This is a genomic window from Wolbachia endosymbiont (group A) of Lasioglossum fulvicorne (assembly GCF_964028605.1).
GTDB lineage: Bacteria > Pseudomonadota > Alphaproteobacteria > Rickettsiales > Anaplasmataceae > Wolbachia.
Genome location: NZ_OZ034798.1, coordinates 227,838 through 244,823, shown reverse-complemented (window position 1 = coordinate 244,823; position 16,986 = coordinate 227,838). Strand labels below are relative to the sequence as shown.

The following is a 16,986-nucleotide window of genomic DNA, read 5'->3' as shown; positions in this document are numbered from 1 at the left end:
GCACTAAGTTAGTGAGCATAAAAGTAGCTAATCTTATGTTAAAACACAACATTTTTGATGGGGTTCGTGAAAGCCAGTGTCAAGCACTGGAATGACAACTTAAATCGTTTGATGTTACCATAAAATAGCTTGTGTCATCACATTAGTAACACAACCTTCCTTAATAAAAATTCAACCAATGCTTGTGATAATTATATTAGCTAGTATTAGCTAGCACTAAAGGCAGAGGGTTATTAGTGAGGGGTATATGGGCACTAACGATACACAACAAGAACACATTTATAATGAGCGCATTCAAGAATTTTTTCCTTTATTTGATAAAATAAAAAAGGAAGACGACCTAATTTATAATGCTAGAGTTGATTTTAACACAGTAAAGTTTTTAACAGAACGCGCCGATTGGGATTGGAACGAAGATAAAGACAAAAATAAAGCATGTGGAGTTATTCTTCAGGAATGCAACAAGACAGCTAGACAAGAACTTGAAGATAAAGCTAAAGAAGAGTTGAATAAATATATTACTATTGCTAATAACATTAATGATGATGTTAAAGATAAAAAAGTTTCAATATACGGTAATCATGCAAGTATTACACTGGAGGATAACAAGAAAGAGTTCAAAATCAGCGAATTTTTAAACAGTGATTTTTGTCAGAAGAATGGAATCTCGGGGTTTTCAACATTGCATAGTGATGGAAAGAGCGGAATGCACGGTTTTGTTGCCGAGGAAGGTGAAGGGAAAGAAAAGAGAAAAGTAAGACATTATGTCGTAACCGATGGTTCATATGAAATGACGCTAAATTGGTATGTGAATGGGGAAAAGTGTACTATCAAAATCAATATTGATAAAGATGGTGTAGAACTTATTGAAGGTAATGGCGTTACTGAAGATCAGCTAAAAGCAAATAAAGACGTAAAAATAGGTGGTTTATTCTTGCATCAAATACAATTCAGGGAAAAAGGAAAAGTGAATGAGGTGCAACATAATAAAGACAGTAACGAGCTATCATCTGAAACTACAACAAGAATTGATGTTAATAGAGATGTTAGCGTTCAAGCTACTGATATAACTCGAAAAAAAGAAGATCACCATTCACATTTTGGACCACAATCTAACAGCAGAAGGCAGTCTTACGATAGCGGAATTGGAAAAGATTTTGACGATAAAATTAATTCTCAGGAGGCTAAAGAAAAGCGTGAGCTTAGACAAGCAGCACGAAAAGCAAATTCGGGAGGTCAAGTTTATAACCTACAATCGCTTTTTGAGGAGAATCCTCAGAACAAAAAAACTCCTCCACAAGTACCAACTAGAACTAGTTCACTACCACCTGAAAAAGATGTTTTCAATGAGCAAGGAAGTGGAAGCCAAAAACCAGATGACTTGCGCAAAAATGAGCAAACACCTAATGATCAGCAAAAAGGTGCAACTTCTGATCCTTCAGATAGTTCTACTTTCACCAAGTCTGTAAGCCACAATCAAGATAATAGGCAAGAAGATGAACGTTATGACAATCCTACATTTGCTACATTTGGACATGCTGTACCTGGAAGCCAAAAACCAGATAGAAGTGAGCAAACACCTAATAATCAGCAACAACCTAAAACCCAGCAACAAGAAGGAAATAGCAAAAGCGATCTGTTACAAGACATCAGAAATTTCAAGAAAAACAACTTACGGCACATTGATGTTGATGATAGAGAAGCATCAATTGCAGGAAGTAGAAAAAATAACCCATCACCGTTAGAGACATTAAAGGACAGAATTCCTTATTCACCTTCTCCAGATATATATAACAGTGGTAACCAAGATGCTAGTGATGCTGAGTGGAAAGAAAGTGAACAGCCGCTCTCTGCTACAGCACTCAATAATAAAAGTGACTCGGGCTATTCATCTCAAATTCATGCTCAACCTCAAGTAGATCCTGAACAGCCAAAGAGGAGCTTAGAGAACATTGAACAAAGTGATCAAACTCCACCTGAAAATCTTCTTAAGGAAATCAGAGATAGATCACAGCAGGATAATAGAGGATTAAGGCAAGTTGATCCTACTGATAAACTATCACAAGATAAAGCAGATGAATTGCAAAAAGACGATTTAGCAGATGTAAAAATAGTGGAAGGTCCAACTGTTAGTGTCTCTGCTTCAACACCAAATAGTATAAGTGATTCAGGCTATATATCTCCAACTAATAGTGATAGTAAATCTCAAACAGATTTAAAACAGGTAGGAAGGAAATTAGAAGAACATATTAGACAAAGTAATCTAACTCTATTTGAAGAACTTAAAAATACATTAGGTCAAGAAAATCTCGGGTTAAAACCGGCTGATCAGAGTCAGATTAGCGAAGAAACTAAAAAACGCTTGAGAGAAGTTGGGTTGCTAAAAGACAGCTCAACAGATGTAAAAACAAACGATTCAGGCTATTCATCTCCAACTCATGCCAATCATGAACAATCTCAAGTAAATCCTGGACAGTTAAAAGCGAGCCTAATGAATGTTGAACAAAGAGATGATACTCTACTTACGGAATTCACCAGTAAGTTGGATAAAGAAACTCAGAAGTTTCCACTAAAACCAGTGGATCAAAGAGGAATTAGCGAACAAACCAAAGAACATTTATTAGCAGCCGGGTTGCTAAAAGACAGCTCAACAGATGTAAAAACAGTGGCAGAACGAGAAAATGCTGACACTAATCCAACCGTAGATAAAAATAGCGAACTATATAAATTACTAGAGAAAGATGAAACACAACTGAAAGCTGGAGTAATAGAAGAAGAAAGAGGAGATACTTTAACAGAACACACTGATGGTTATGATCGCAATAGAATTGCATTAGCTAACAGAAATAAAAGACCACTAGATTGGGCTAAACAGGTTGCTGAGTCACAACAAAAAAAAGATACTAATAAAGGTATTTCAATATAAATTGAAGTTAAAATAATTACTTAGCAAACAATAGGTTTCGTGTAACGGCAATCCGATGACGGAAGAATAGGAGCCGCGTAAGAACAATACGAACATTCCAGCTAGGCCTTGTATATTGCATCCCCCTGCCCTATTTTTCCACTCTTCTGATGCTAAATAATACTTAATTTCTTGTTCACTGAGACGTTTAAATTTCACTATTGTAACCACAGTCCTAATATGTTGTTTGGATTGATCGGGAGTTAATAGACATACACTGGTGTATACTCTATGCCTTCTTCCTGATAACAAGCGGATACATTTTTCTGCTTGCTCAACGTTTTCAGCTTTAAGCAATATTCTCCTACCACAAGCAACAACTGTATCAACACCAAGCACAAAGTAATTTGGATTTGAACTTCGTATTTTCTCAGCTTTACTTTTTGCCATACGGATTGAGTAATCCTTCGGAAGTTCCTTTTTTAAAGGGGCTTCATCTATGTCTGCTGGCAAAATTAAACCTGGCTCAATGTTTATTTGTTTTAGTAAAGCTATGCGCCTTTTCGATGATGAAGCAAGAATAAGATTATTTAGAGATCGTTCTGTCACTTGTACCTTTAAGCCTTCTAATGATCCGACCTTTTTTCGCATTCCTATCGTAAATGCTCATCTCAACTAACACCCTATCTCCGATAATGATGCGTATTTTACTTCTTCTCACTTTCCCTGATACATGACAGATAATCTCATGTTCATTGTCCAGTTTCACTCTAAATTCTGCTGCAGGTAGTAAAGCAGTTACTGCCCCTTCCACTTCAAAAATTGTTTTCGATTTCTCGTCTTTTATCATATGTTATATTATAATTTAATAATCTTTTTCAGTCTACTATAGATTTTAAATTATTATCAACACAAAAGACCTTTTGCACCTCACTTAAGTATTTCTCTTGCAACTGAACCCCAACCATCTTCACAATAATGCTTTCGAACCTGCATTTTTCACTTTCTCCAACCTAACCGAAAGAAGGCGAGCTACCTACGTTTCTACTCTTTTCCACCTCCACCTCCTCAAACAAACTCATAGGACTTTTGAAAGGTAAAGCATTACCACACTTTTCCTCATCGCTATCATATCCGTCATCAATGCCTAAAGATCTGAGTAATGTTGTCTTCTCTCTCAGTGGAACATAAGACTCATTATCAAGGCTTAAAGATTTGGATAACCCGCTCTTCTTTTGTGGAGCATTACCAGACTCATTAGAAATTTCTCCCGTTAATTGATTGTTGAAGCTCCTTTGTTCACCAGCACGAATTTTTTCTCCCAGTCCATCAAGCATTCCTACCAATTCATCATCCCATTCATTTCCTTCTTCTAATAATTGTTTATGCTTTTCTTTCTCACGCTCTAGCTTGTTTATTAACTCTTCGACTTTATCTTCATCTTTAGTGAGTTCAAGTGCAAGCACCTCATCTCCTGAAAATTCCTCGTACTCGTCTTCTAGCTCTTCAATGTTGAGTTTTAGTCTCTCTTCTCCAAGTGTATCTTGTAAATCGCTATCCTGCCTATCTGATTCTTTAATCTTTTGCTCAATTTCTACTTGTACCTTATATTCCTGATCTAATTCTCTTAGCTGATCTTTCAAGCGCTCTTCCTGCTGGCATCGTTCAACCATTATCTGTTCCGCATCTTCTCGTGCTTGATTTAGCTCTTTTTCCAAATTCTTCTTTCCTGCATTAACAATTTTCAGCTCTTCCTTTAGCTTTCTTTTTTCTTCATATACACTTTTAAGTTCTTGTACTTTCCCTTGTAGCTCTTTTAACACACCTGCTAATTCTTCATTTTTTTGTGCCAGTTCAGTTTGCAATTCCGTGTTTTTTTGCTCCTCTTTTTCAAACCTGTCTTGTAAATCGCTATTCTGCTTCTCTAACTTTACAATTGTTTGATTAGCTTCTGCTTGGGTTGTTTCTAGTTTCTCCTGTAGTCGCTGATTTTCTTGTATTAATTCATGGTGCTTTTTATTTATCACTTGCAACCCTGCTTCTATTTCTTGCTTCAATTCATTTGAATTTGTTACTATCTCACACCAACTATTTTTTTTCTTTTCATTAGATAAGGTAATTTCTTCAGAAGATTGACGTAGTGTTTCATGTTTTTCAAAATATCCTCGTTTAATCGCATCATGTACTGAATATCCACCAAGTAAGCAATTTTCTCCTATTTCTTCCTTGTCTTTTAATTGATCAAGTTTCTTCTTGTCATCGTCACTTATCTTTACTTCAATTTTATTGTTGTCTTTATCACTAGAACGTAGATGAATACTAATCTTTCCTACTTCAGTAGTAAAAGACATTTCAATGCCACCTTCTAAAACGTCTGTATAATTTCTTTTTCCTCCTACATTTTCAACTCTTACTATACTCTTTCCAATATGAAATATATGATGTCTAAAACTTAAATCTTTCACTTTGGGATTATTTATAACTTTTGCAACCTCAACAGTGCTATCTTGCGAATATTTTACATAAAAATATCCATTATCCATTTCTACGTGTAAAGATTTGCCTTGGGCACTACTGTTTATAATACCTTCATCTGCTACACTTTTTAGCTTGTTATCAATTTCTTCACATTCTGCAAAAATCTCATAACTGAACCCATAAGTTGCATACAATAACTTATCATCATAAAAGGAACTGCATTTTACTCTTCCACCTTTTAATAGTAAATTACTCATGATATTGCGTATAATACCTATATTTTTATCATCTGATACACCCTCGTAGGCAGGAGTATCTCTTATTCCCTTAGAAACTAAACTTGTTATAGTCTCACTATCGTCTGATAAACTCTCATAAGGTGGTAATCCCTTATGCTGTCGTATTCTATCAGGGATATTTCTTATTTCCTTAAAAATTAAACTTGTTATAGTATACTTATCGTCGTTATATTTTGAATTGAGTCTTATACCTTTTTGCAAATATTTATTTGTTATGCACTCTATACGCTCTAAAGCAGTGTTTGCAAAATTTTCATGCTTATCCCTATAACCTTGATCATTTTTTTTTACTACATCTTTTAACTCTTTACGAAATTCATCAATTAGACTTCTCTCACTCTCAGTCAGTAGTAGATCTAACTTAATTAAAGCAGAGTCTCTTGGACTAATAGGGTAATTTTTCCAATATAAATCACTATCATCAATTTCACTATCATCAGTTTCACTCTGATACGACAATGTATGTTTTACACATGTGTCAACAGCCTCCCTAGTTTCATGTCTCTGATCAAGGTCATAACATTCCGAACGATTACTTATTCCTTGAACAAAGAAACTATAATCATCTAAATCTGTTATGTCATCTTCAGGCGTTGGTCCCTCATTGCTATTACACTCAATTTTTGAATGCCATGGCTCAGTATTTAATTCCTCTCCTAGCTTTTGTTCACTGACAGATTCTACAACATATTTTACTGACTCTTTAACCATACTACCTCCTAGCTTAAACGTAGTATATATTATGTACAATATATACTATTGGTCAAGCTAACTTCAACACAATCTTTTTACTACTCATATTTTTGTTAAGTTTTTATGGTGAGTAACAATGGAGTATATAGAGAGGTTAAAAGTTGCTTATGACTCCAAATTCGAGCTAATTTTACTATAAATCAACATGGTTAAGACCTATACTTGATATCACTACTATAAGAGCATGATGAATTATACTCTAAAGGAGTACGGGAACTGCTGAAGCTTGTACAGTAACCTGCGGGGCCACTTCAGCAGAATAAACAAACACATGCCAGTATTAGTAGAGAATTATTTATAAGTCAACTAACTTTTTCAAAAAATATTTTAGTGAAGATACCATGTTAGCTAATGTTATAAAGAATTGAATTATTGACTCTTCCTAAGATTGCAAAAAGGGTCGTATATTTGTGAGAGCCTGTTCATAATCTTTTCAGAAGTAAGGCAGTGAAAGCCAGAACGACCATTTGTAGGCTAGTATTGAGTTTTCGCTCACAATTTTTCCACAATCTTCTACATTTTTCTAACCAAGCAAAAGATCGCTCCACAACCCATCTTTTGGGCAATACAACAAAGGAATGTAATTCATTTCTTTTTATCACTTCAACGGTTGCACCAATAATCGTTTTTATTTGAGTTGCAAAATTCTCTCCAGTATAGCCTGCATCAACCAGTACATTTTTAACTCCCGAGAGGTTTTCTTTTGCATTTTCGACCATTCTCACAGCACTGCTACGGTCAGTTATCTCTGCTGTTGTTATATAAATTGCATGGGGCAAACCTTGCGTATCTACTGCAATATGGCGTTTTATTCCTGAAATCTTTTTGCCTACATCATAGCCTTTTTCTTCAGCAGTATCTGCATTTTTTACACTCTGTGCATCAATTATGCAGAAGCTGGTTTTTTCTTTCCGACCATTGTTTTGTCGGACCACGCCAACTATTTTTTTTTAACACCAGCTCCAGAACACTTTCTTTATCTGCATCTGGTTTTTCACTCCACTTCTTAAAATAGTCGTAACAATTGCGCCATTTTGGAAACTCTTTTGGTAGCATTCTCCACTGACAACCGCTTTTCAGAACGTATAACACTCCACAAAATACATCATACAAATCAAGTTTCCTTGGTTTTGTTTTTTTTCTACAGGACTCTAGATCTGGTAACATAATCTCAAATCTTTCCCGACTTATATCACTTGGGTATAAACTCCTCATATATCCTAACTTATATATATTATCTCTTAGTTTATTCCTTTCTTGAGATCATGTACAGGTTCTAAGATGTAGTAATTTAGACTTCCTTACACAATTAACTGTTGAACTTTACATTTCTAGCTGTATTATAGCTAAAGTGCTCTAGGTTTACTGACTATAGCGGTATGGCGTAGTAGCTATATATATTTAGTTCTTTTTTTATAAACGTAAGGTGTTTTATATGTCAGACCTTTTCTATATTGAAACTACGTATTGTATGGACGGTCAGTGTGATGTCTATACAGGGGAAGTGAGTTTTAATGATGTCATGTTAGGCAAGTTCAGTCTAAATTCATGCAGCGGGAAAGAAGCTATGATAAATCTAGACGTTATTACATTCGATATTAATATCGCTATTGATGGTCAAAATGGAAAGACAATAAAAAGAGACCTTAAAGGTCTTGAATTTGTAACTAAAGATGATGGTTCTTGGTATATTAATAAGGATTTTGGTAATGATAGATTTGAAGTTATAGTAAAGCAATCATAATGTTACATCTCGGGTGTAACATTTAGTATAGGTGCTATTCTATTTATAATGTTTTTTACTATAGGCGCAGCAATTATTCCCCCGGTGTGGTGCATTCCTTGAGGTTCATCAATAGCAATTAGCACTATATACCTTGGGTCAAGCATAGTTAGCACTCCTATAAATGACGCTATGTTTGCATCTTTGCTATATTTACCATCTACAACTTTTTCCGCCGATCCAGTTTTTCCTCCTATTGAATATGCCTTTATTTTTGCTTTTCTGCCAGTGCCATCTGTTACTGCTGCGCGTAATAATTTTCTCATTTCCCTGGAGGTTCTTCTTGAGATAATTTGCTCTCCTATACTTCTTTTATTCAACATCAAGGTTGCGTTATGAAATATCCCATTGTTGATTAATGCTGCTGCAGTTTGTGCAAGATGTATAGGAGTTACAGCTATGCCATAACCATAAGATGCTGTTATTAAAGTGTTTTCACTCCATTTATCCGGGATTATCGGTGTGGAATTTTCTGGTATTTCTATTTTCAAAGGAGAAAATAGCTTCATAGCTTTAAAGTATTCTACCTGTTTTTCAATACCTAATTTGACTGCAATTTTTGCTGCACCAATGTTGGATGATTTTACAAATATATCTTGCACAGTAATTTTTGGAATTTTAGATTTGTGAAAATCCTGAATTTTATACTTTCCAATGGTGATTGGTGTTGATACGTCATATAAATCGCTAGTTTTTGTAACGTTCGCATCAAGCGCTGCAGCTATTGTAAAGTATTTTAATACTGACCCCATCTCATACACCCCAAGACTGGCGCGATTAAACTTTTGTACGTCTTCTGCCTTATTCTGTAGGTTGGGGTTAAAATCAGGTAGACTGACCATTGAAATGACTTCACTATTTCTCACATTTAAAACAATTCCTACTCCGCCGAGTGCCTGAGAGCCTGTTCATAATCTTTTCAGAAGTAAGGCAGTGAAAGCCAGAACGACCATTTGTAGGCTAGTATTGAGTTTTCGCTCACAATTTTTCCACAATCTTCTACATTTTTCTAACCAAGCAAAAGATCGCTCCACAACCCATCTTTTGGGCAATACAACAAAGGAATGTAATTCATTTCTTTTTATCACTTCAACGGTTGCACCAATAATCGTTTTTATTTGAGTTGCAAAATTCTCTCCAGTATAGCCTGCATCAACCAGTACATTTTTAACTCCCGAGAGGTTTTCTTTTGCATTTTCGACCATTCTCACAGCACTGCTACGGTCAGTTATAGCATTTCTCATAATAGTCCGAACAGGTCATAGGAAGGCAGAATCAACAGCACGACGAAAGGATTCGAATAGAGGAATGTTTTTCCTAGCTCTGTTTTTTATAGCAAACCAATGATGCTCAATTTTGTTGAAATCTGGAGAATACGGCGGCAGATACAAAATTTCTGCACCAACTCCTCTAGCAAGCTCGATAATCTTACCAGACTTATGAAAAGTAGCATTGTCAAGAATGACAGTCTGTCCAGGTTCCAAGATCGGTGTCAAAAATTGCTCAAACCATCCATTAAAAACATCCATATTACAGTGGCCTTCAAAGGTTAATGGAGCAACTATCTCTCTTCTACTTAAGGCTGCAACCATACTGATTCGTTGAGTTTTCTTTCCAGATTTTAGGCCATAAAACCGCTGTCCTTTCTGGCAATACCCATATGGATAGTCCTCTGTGTTATCAATGCCAGACTCATCTATATAAACTAAGTTTTCTGGTTCTTTTGTTGCTATAATTTTTAAGAATTCAGCACGTTTTTCTTCGTTTCTTTCCTTGTATCCATATGTCTTTTTTTGCGCGTAAATCCAATTTTTCTGAGAGCCTGTTCATAATCTTTTCAGAAGTAAGGCAGTGAAAGCCAGAACGACCATTTGTAGGCTAGTATTGAGTTTTCGCTCACAATTTTTCCACAATCTTCTACATTTTTCTAACCAAGCAAAAGATCGCTCCACAACCCATCTTTTGGGCAATACAACAAAGGAATGTAATTCATTTCTTTTTATCACTTCAACGGTTGCACCAATAATCGTTTTTATTTGAGTTGCAAAATTCTCTCCAGTATAGCCTGCATCAACCAGTACATTTTTAACTCCCGAGAGGTTTTCTTTTGCATTTTCGACCATTCTCACAGCACTGCTACGGTCAGTTATCTCTGCTGTTGTTATATAAATTGCATGGGGCAAACCTTGCGTATCTACTGCAATATGGCGTTTTATTCCTGAAATCTTTTTGCCTGCATCATAGCCTTTTTCTTCAGCAGTATCTGCATTTTTTACACTCTGTGCATCAATTATGCAGAAGCTGGTTTTTTCTTTCCGACCATTGTTTTGTCGGACCACGCCAACTATTTTTTTTTAACACCAGCTCCAGAACACTTTCTTTATCTGCATCTGGTTTTTCACTCCACTTCTTAAAATATTCGTAACAATTGCGCCATTTTGGAAACTCTTTTGGTAGCATTCTCCACTGACAACCGCTTTTCAGAACGTATAACACTCCACAAAATACATCATACAAATCAAGTTTTCTTGGTTTTGTTTTTTTCCTACAGGACTCTAGATCTGGTAACATAATCTCAAATCTTTCCCGACTTATATCACTTGGGTATAAACTCCTCATATATCCTAACTTATATATATTATCTCTTAGTTTATTCCTTTCTTGAGATCATGTACAGGTTCTGAGAGCTCGGTGGATCGTTTGGATACTAACGTTGCCCCAAAGTTTAGCCATTTCCGACAGAGTCTTTCCTCCGTTTTCTCTGGCAAATTTAGCAAAGGCATCCCAGTCGGTGATTTTGTGATTGTAACCTCCATTTCCAAGTTTTTTTGATTGAAAGTCTCCTGTTTCTTTTCTTCTTTGCTGCCACTCCCATAAAGTAGTTCGTCCAATTTTAAATCTTGCTGCCACTGTTTCTCTGCTTCCTACCTCCTCTAGCGCTTCCATTGCTTTTTTCCTTAAGTCATAACTATATGCTGCTGGCACTCAACCTCCTTATCATCGTCTATCCTTATCTTATCACATCCGGACTTCTATGAAAAGAGCTATAATTTGTCAGTATTTTTATCCAGTGTCACGCACTGGATCTGTTGTGTGGGGAATTGCTGTGCAGGAATTGCTTTCAAGTTGCAACATTCATACAACTGTATACCAGGTACTTGGATAACAGAATGTTGTTTGTTTTTACTTATATATGCCTCAACTCCTGCAATACCGTTGCCATCTATGTCAGTGTAACCAAGCACGTGTGAAAATAAATTACTGTGAGGATATATACGTTTTACATCGTTATAGAAGTTTATTCCTGGCACGCCGGCGTTTTTTATTGCTAACAGTTCTTTTGGAGTCAAGTGCCGCTTTACCCAAGCAAATTTCTTTTTTGAAGTAAGTACTCTATATAAATTCTCGTATTCAAGATCATTCAAAATAGAACATAGTTGTACTGCTATACTTTCCGGATTCTTTACTTTGGTTGCATCTGTATATAGTGATGTTGTGGGCACATTTGTTGCTATTACCACTCCATTTCTATCTAAAATATTAGGTTGTTTATGTACTATATTATCTTTTCTAAAATTTTCTGAAGTGGTAGGTTGATCAAATGTTAAAGAGAATATGCGAAAAATAATTATTATATAAAACGTAAATAATGGTACTATAAAACACAGTGAGCGGAGCTTATTTTTAAGTAATGCTTGCATATTTACTTGATTTGACAAAAATGGAAATCATCTTAGCTGAGCCGCGAGGTTTTTGTGCCGGGGTAAAAAGAGCTGTGGACATATTAGCTATTACTTTAGAAAAATACAAAAACAAGTGCCAAGTTTATGTGCTACACGAAGTTGTTCACAATAAATATATAGTAGAGGACTTTAAGAGACAAGGAGTGGTTTTTGTGAACAGTATCGAGGAAATTGAAGATAATGGAGGAATACTGATCTTCAGCGCGCACGGAGTATCAAAAAATATAGAAGATGAGGCAAAAAGAAAGGGTATTCAAGTGATTGATGCAACATGTCCTTTAGTCAGCAAAGTGCATAAAGAGGCAAAAAGGTATGAAAACGGTGGTAAAGAACTAATTCTCATTGGGCATGAAAACCATCCAGAAGTTAAGGGAATTAGAGGAAGAGTAAATAATCCTATCATTTTAGTGCAAACTGTGCAGGACGTACGCAATTTAAAGGTTAAAGATCCAGATAATTTATCTTATGTTACACAAACCACGTTAAGCATCGACGATACCCGTGAAATTATTGCTGCCTTAAAGCTCAGGTTTCCAAGCATAACAGGTCCAGATTTAAAGGACATATGCTATGCAACGCAAAACAGACAAAATGCTGTTAAAAAGCTAGCTGAAATTGTAGACATGGTGTTAGTTGTAGGAAGTAAAAATAGCTCAAATTCAAACCGCTTATTAGATCTGTGCACTGCCAAAGGAAAAAGAGCCTACTTGATTGATAATTACAGCTGTGTGAATAAAAGCTGGTTTCAGGGCGTAGAAAAGATAGGAATCACTGCAGGTGCTTCCGCTCCTGACATATTGGTTGATGAATTAATGGACTACCTAAAAGTAAACCTGAGTGTAAAAATTTCAGTTATGCCAGGTGGTATTATTGAAAATGTTCAGTTTAAAATACCGAATCTGATTTAAAACACAACTTATCTACTAAGCTTCTCTTGAAATCACACAAATCAGCATCTATAGCTAAGACGTCACACCGCGGTTCATTAGACCTCTTGCATAACCATATAACAAACTTTTATTGGGAATAGAAACGAAAAAATTACTTTACAAGCTTCGCCAGCCCCCTTATTATAACACTGAGGCTATTTATTTATAGCATTTCTCATAATAGTCCGAACAGGTCATAGGAAGGCAGAATCAACAGCACGACGAAAGGATTCGAATAGAGGAATGTTTTTCCTAGCTCTGTTTTTTATAGCAAACCAATGATGCTCAATTTTGTTGAAATCTGGAGAATACGGCGGCAGATACAAAATTTCTGCACCAACTCCTCTAGCAAGCTCGATAATCTTACCAGACTTATGAAAAGTAGCATTGTCAAGAATGACAGTCTGTCCAGGTTCCAAGATCGGTGTCAAAAATTGCTCAAACCATCCATTAAAAACATCCATATTACAGTGGCCTTCAAAGGTTAATGGAGCAACTATCTTTCTTCTACTTAAGGCTGCAACCATACTGATTCGTTGAGTTTTCTTTCCAGATTTTAGGCCATAAAACCGCTGTCCTTTCTGGCAATACCCATATGGATAGTCCTCTGTGTTATCAATGCCAGACTCATCTATATAAACTAAGTTTTCTGGTTCTTTTGTTGCTATAATTTTTAAGAATTCAGCACGTTTTTCTTCGTTTCTTTCCTTGTATCCATATGTCTTTTTTTGCGCGTAAATCCAATTTTTCTGAGAGCTCGGTGGATCGTTTGGATACTAACGTTGCCCCAAAGTTTAGCCATTTCCGACAGAGTCTTTCCTCCGTTTTCTCTGGCAAATTTAGCAAAGGCATCCCAGTCGGTGATTTTGTGATTGTAACCTCCATTTCCAAGTTTTTTTGATTGAAAGTCTCCTGTTTCTTTTCTTCTTTGCTGCCACTCCCATAAAGTAGTTCGTCCAATTTTAAATCTTGCTGCCACTGTTTCTCTGCTTCCTACCTCCTCTAGCGCTTCCATTGCTTTTTTCCTTAAGTCATAACTATATGCTGCTGGCACTCAACCTCCTTATCATCGTCTATCCTTATCTTATCACATCCGGACTTCTATGAAAAGAGCTATACTATCTATTTTCAGTATTGGCGTTTTTTAAAGTCTTAAACACTGCAATTTAGCTGCTTTCAAATGCAACTCACCTTAGTTTGAATGTTTAAGAAATTTACTAAGCAGAAAAAAAGGCAAAAGAAATCCCGTATTAGCTAGTTGTCACTCTCTAATCCTGCAAATTGGCGTGCTATACTGTCTTAAACGACTTATAAGCGCGTTTCAGCTTATATAGGTAAAAACCCAGAAATGTTGTGAAGACATAAGGTGCACATAGTGCAAAAAATTAAAAATAAGACGCCAACTACGTTGTTTTCTTGCTGTTTAATCTGCACAGATGAAGATAACTGAATACCTTCAGTTTCATGATAAGGGGGCTGGCGGAGTTTGTCAAGGAAGTTTTTTCGTTTCTATTCCCAATGTTATATGGTTATGCAAGAAGTCTATTGTATGTTTACATTCTGCATTAAAGCTTTCAGTTAAGAACATATCCATCCACCGCCAATTACTTGCTCATCTTTATACGCTACACAGGCTTGACCTGGACTGATGCCAAAGTAATCGTCGTTTAAAATGACACAGGCTTTATTTTTTTCGTCAGTTGAATGTATTGTTGCTAAACTTCCCGCATGTGATGATCTCAGCTTCACAGTTACTTCCATACCTTCCTTTGGTTGTTCTAACCAATTTAACTCTTTGATCAATATCTTTTTTTGCATTAACGCGTTGATCGGACCTACTATAACCTCATTATTTTCTGTATTAATTTTTATCACGTAAAGAGGTTCACTGTACCCAACACCTAAGCCTTTTCTTTGTCCTACTGTAAAATTTACTATGCCACTGTGCTCACCTAACACTTTTCCATTCACATCCACTATTTTTCCTTTCTGTACAGATTGTGGAGCTAATTTAGCTATTGTTTTACTATAGCTTTCGGAAACAAAGCATATATCTTGACTGTCAGGCTTTTCAGAAATTTGTAAGCCAAAATACTTTGCTAATTTTCTTATATCACTTTTATAGAACCCACCTAGTGGAAATCGCAAAAGCTTCAACTGCTCCTCTGTTGTAGCAAATAGAAAATAGCTTTGATCTTTACTTTTATCAATGCTTCTGCACAACTTTACTTCACCATTTTTTTCTAACCTTCTCACGTAATGTCCTGTTACGAGCACATCCGCACCAAGATTTTTTGTAACTTGCAATAGATCACGAAATTTTACCGTTTGGTTACATCTCACGCATGGTATGGGAGTTTCCCCACGCATATAGGTACTCGCAAAATCCTCTATTACTTCCTTTTTGAATATTTCCTCATAGTTTAAAATATAGTGAGGGAAGCCAACACTTTCAGCCACGCGCTTAGCGTCATAAATATCCTGTCCAGCGCAGCATGCACCCTTTCTTGCGTTAGCATTACCGTCGGTGCCATAGAGTTGAAGAGTCACACCTATCACCTGATACCCAAGGTTATGTAGCAGTGCTGCAGCAACGGAGCTATCAACTCCCCCGGACATTGCAACAATAGCCTTGGTCTGGTGCGGAGCTTTATCTTTTAGCAGAGGTTCAATTTCAAATTCTTTTAGCATAATCGCCTTAATTTATAAACGCAAATCTTGTGTCATTCCAACATACAACTGTGCAAATGTTTTGATTTGGGGGCAATTTACATAGTAGATGATGTCATGAAAGTAGCTGACACTGGAATCTAGTGTCTATTTATGCAAATTCATTTAAACAGCATATTTATTTGTAATCAAGTTTCCTGGATCCCAGTGTCACGCTACTTGGATGATACCCTTTCCTGCTAGAAGTTGCCTTCAAATTACTTAGTGCATGACACTGGGATCTCATTTATATTACATAATTCCATCAAAACAATTCGATAAACTACCTTCAAAAACAATTTAATCTTGCTTGAATAAAACATGGCCAAAATAATCCATGTTTTCAAGCACTTTTCCGCTACCCAAAGCAACACAACAAAGTGGGTCATCTGCAACACGAACCGGTAATTTTGTTGTTTCACTGATAACTTTGCCCAAGTTACGCAATAATCCACCACCACCAGATAAAACTATTCCTTTATCGACTATATCAGAAGAAAGTTCAGGTGGAGTGCTCTCCAGTGCAGTCCTAATAGCAGAAATTATCTGATGTACAGGCTCTATTAAACTCTCTGCAACTTGGTATTCTGATAAAAGCATTTCTTTTGGCATGCCACTCACTAAATCCCTGCCTTTAATTATCATTCCCTCTTTGTTATTTTCATCTGGCAGACTGGCTGAACCTACGTTTTTCTTAATTTTTTCAGCAGTTGTTTCACCGATTAATAACTTATGATTTTCACGAATATACGATTTTATTGCTTCATCCATAATATCGCCACCTACTCTAGCAGAACGTGAATAAACAATTCCGCCTAAAGAAATAATTGCAACTTCAGTTGTACCGCCTCCTATATCAACGATCATAGAACCCTCAGGTTCAGTAACCGGGAGCCCAGCTCCGATTGCTGCAGCCATTGGTTCTTCAATTAAAAATACTTCATTTGCACCAGCACTTTCTGCTGCATCTTGTATAGCACGCCTTTCAACTGGCGTGGATCCAGATGGAACGCATATGATAATATTAGGTTTATTAACAGTGAATCTTGTGTTTGCACTGCGTATAAAATATTTTAGCATTTCTTCCGCACTTTTAAAATCAGCAATAACTCCATCTTTTAAGGGCCTTATCGCCTCTATCTCTCCAGGCGTTTTTCCAAGCATCATTTTGGCTTTTTTACCAAAAGCATAAGGAACGTAGCTTCCTTTTTCCTTTATTCTTGCTACAACTGAAGGCTCATCAAGCACTATTCCCTGATTTTTCTGATAAACTAAAGTGTTTGCAGTACCAAGGTCTATAGCAATATCGCTAGCAAACAAACCTTTGAAAGTAAAAAGGCTATAAAACTTTCCGGTTAATTTTCGAACAAAATTCATACATAACTCA

General features: G+C 36.2%; 13 protein-coding genes and 3 pseudogenes. 3 read left to right on the top strand and 13 right to left on the bottom strand.

Annotated elements, in window-relative coordinates:
* Positions 1-247: 247 nt before the first annotated feature.
* Positions 248-2,926: a hypothetical protein gene (locus ABWU71_RS01360; protein WP_353284608.1), complete on the top strand. Its 2,679-nt coding sequence runs from the start codon at positions 248-250 to the stop codon at positions 2,924-2,926.
* Here ABWU71_RS01360 and ABWU71_RS01355 read toward each other — a convergent pair.
* The 4 genes from ABWU71_RS01355 to ABWU71_RS01340 all read right to left on the bottom strand — a co-directional run bounded on the left by ABWU71_RS01355 (position 2,918) and on the right by ABWU71_RS01340 (position 7,650).
* Positions 2,918-3,514 (bottom strand): Maf family nucleotide pyrophosphatase, encoded by a 597-nt coding sequence (locus tag ABWU71_RS01355; protein ID WP_353284858.1) that lies wholly within the window; start codon positions 3,512-3,514, stop codon positions 2,918-2,920. The two genes, ABWU71_RS01360 and ABWU71_RS01355, sit on opposite strands and share 9 nt — an antisense overlap.
* Positions 3,492-3,755, bottom strand: a complete 264-nt coding sequence (gene infA / locus ABWU71_RS01350; protein WP_164224845.1) for a translation initiation factor IF-1 — start codon at positions 3,753-3,755, stop codon at positions 3,492-3,494. The genes ABWU71_RS01355 and infA overlap by 23 nt, the downstream gene beginning before the upstream one ends.
* Positions 3,756-3,918: 163 nt before the next feature.
* The gene (locus ABWU71_RS01345) at positions 3,919-6,432 is read right to left on the bottom strand and encodes a hypothetical protein (protein WP_353284607.1); all 2,514 of its coding nucleotides are present in this window, start codon (positions 6,430-6,432) and stop codon (positions 3,919-3,921) included.
* Positions 6,433-6,857: 425 nt separating this feature from the next.
* A protein-coding gene (locus ABWU71_RS01340) for an IS5 family transposase (RefSeq protein ID WP_353284606.1) occupies positions 6,858-7,650 on the bottom strand; the annotation gives its coding sequence in 2 pieces (ribosomal slippage) (positions 6,858-7,385 and positions 7,387-7,650; 792 coding nt in all).
* A 220-nt stretch (positions 7,651-7,870) separates the two neighbouring features.
* Here ABWU71_RS01340 and ABWU71_RS01335 point away from each other — a divergent pair.
* The gene (locus ABWU71_RS01335; protein ID WP_353284605.1) at positions 7,871-8,179 is read left to right on the top strand and encodes a hypothetical protein; all 309 of its coding nucleotides are present in this window, start codon (positions 7,871-7,873) and stop codon (positions 8,177-8,179) included.
* A 2-nt stretch (positions 8,180-8,181) separates the two neighbouring features.
* Here the strand turns inward: ABWU71_RS01335 and ABWU71_RS01330 are convergent, their stop codons facing one another.
* The 6 genes and pseudogenes from ABWU71_RS01330 to ABWU71_RS01305 all read right to left on the bottom strand — a co-directional run bounded on the left by ABWU71_RS01330 (position 8,182) and on the right by ABWU71_RS01305 (position 11,937).
* On the bottom strand, positions 8,182-9,060 hold the full coding sequence (locus tag ABWU71_RS01330; protein ID WP_353284604.1) for a peptidoglycan D,D-transpeptidase FtsI family protein: 879 nt from the start codon (positions 9,058-9,060) through the stop codon (positions 8,182-8,184).
* A gap of 66 nt (positions 9,061-9,126) precedes the next feature.
* A pseudogene (locus ABWU71_RS01325) lies at positions 9,127-9,450 on the bottom strand (transposase); the annotation flags it as partial.
* A 27-nt stretch (positions 9,451-9,477) separates the two neighbouring features.
* Positions 9,478-10,043 (bottom strand): annotated as a pseudogene (locus ABWU71_RS01320) (IS630 family transposase); the annotation flags it as partial.
* A 1-nt stretch (position 10,044) separates the two neighbouring features.
* A protein-coding gene (locus tag ABWU71_RS01315) for an IS5 family transposase (protein ID WP_353284447.1) occupies positions 10,045-10,837 on the bottom strand; the annotation gives its coding sequence in 2 pieces (ribosomal slippage) (positions 10,045-10,572 and positions 10,574-10,837; 792 coding nt in all).
* A 60-nt stretch (positions 10,838-10,897) separates the two neighbouring features.
* Positions 10,898-11,203: pseudogene (locus tag ABWU71_RS01310) on the bottom strand (IS630 transposase-related protein); the annotation flags it as partial.
* 59 nt (positions 11,204-11,262) lie between these two features.
* Positions 11,263-11,937: a hypothetical protein gene (locus tag ABWU71_RS01305; RefSeq protein WP_353284603.1), complete on the bottom strand. Its 675-nt coding sequence runs from the start codon at positions 11,935-11,937 to the stop codon at positions 11,263-11,265.
* 2 nt (positions 11,938-11,939) lie between these two features.
* Between ABWU71_RS01305 and ispH the strand changes: the two genes are divergently transcribed.
* Entirely contained in the window at positions 11,940-12,869 is a 930-nt protein-coding gene (gene ispH, locus ABWU71_RS01300) for a 4-hydroxy-3-methylbut-2-enyl diphosphate reductase (protein WP_353284602.1), read from the top strand.
* A 215-nt stretch (positions 12,870-13,084) separates the two neighbouring features.
* On the opposite strand, the gene ABWU71_RS01295 is transcribed toward ispH, so the two are convergent.
* From ABWU71_RS01295 to ABWU71_RS01285, 3 genes are all read right to left on the bottom strand, one after another.
* A protein-coding gene (locus ABWU71_RS01295; RefSeq protein WP_353284455.1) for an IS630 family transposase occupies positions 13,085-13,944 on the bottom strand; the annotation gives its coding sequence in 2 pieces (ribosomal slippage) (positions 13,085-13,620 and positions 13,620-13,944; 861 coding nt in all).
* Between the two features lie 524 nt (positions 13,945-14,468).
* A complete protein-coding gene (gene mnmA, locus ABWU71_RS01290) occupies positions 14,469-15,581 on the bottom strand; it encodes a tRNA 2-thiouridine(34) synthase MnmA (RefSeq protein WP_353284601.1) in 1,113 nt (370 codons plus the stop codon).
* A gap of 318 nt (positions 15,582-15,899) precedes the next feature.
* Positions 15,900-16,976, bottom strand: a complete 1,077-nt coding sequence (locus ABWU71_RS01285; protein ID WP_353284600.1) for a rod shape-determining protein — start codon at positions 16,974-16,976, stop codon at positions 15,900-15,902.
* Positions 16,977-16,986 lie beyond the last annotated feature (10 nt).

Coding starts and splice junctions, on each gene's coding strand:
- ABWU71_RS01360 (WP_353284608.1), top strand. CDS start 248: ATGGGCACTAACGATACACAACAAGAACACATTTATAATGAGCGCATT.
- ispH (WP_353284602.1), top strand. CDS start 11,940: ATGGAAATCATCTTAGCTGAGCCGCGAGGTTTTTGTGCCGGGGTAAAA.
- ABWU71_RS01335 (WP_353284605.1), top strand. CDS start 7,871: ATGTCAGACCTTTTCTATATTGAAACTACGTATTGTATGGACGGTCAG.
- ABWU71_RS01330 (WP_353284604.1), bottom strand. CDS start 9,060: ATGGTCAGTCTACCTGATTTTAACCCCAACCTACAGAATAAGGCAGAA.
- ABWU71_RS01285 (WP_353284600.1), bottom strand. CDS start 16,976: ATGAATTTTGTTCGAAAATTAACCGGAAAGTTTTATAGCCTTTTTACT.
- infA (WP_164224845.1), bottom strand. CDS start 3,755: ATGATAAAAGACGAGAAATCGAAAACAATTTTTGAAGTGGAAGGGGCA.
- mnmA (WP_353284601.1), bottom strand. CDS start 15,581: ATGCTAAAAGAATTTGAAATTGAACCTCTGCTAAAAGATAAAGCTCCG.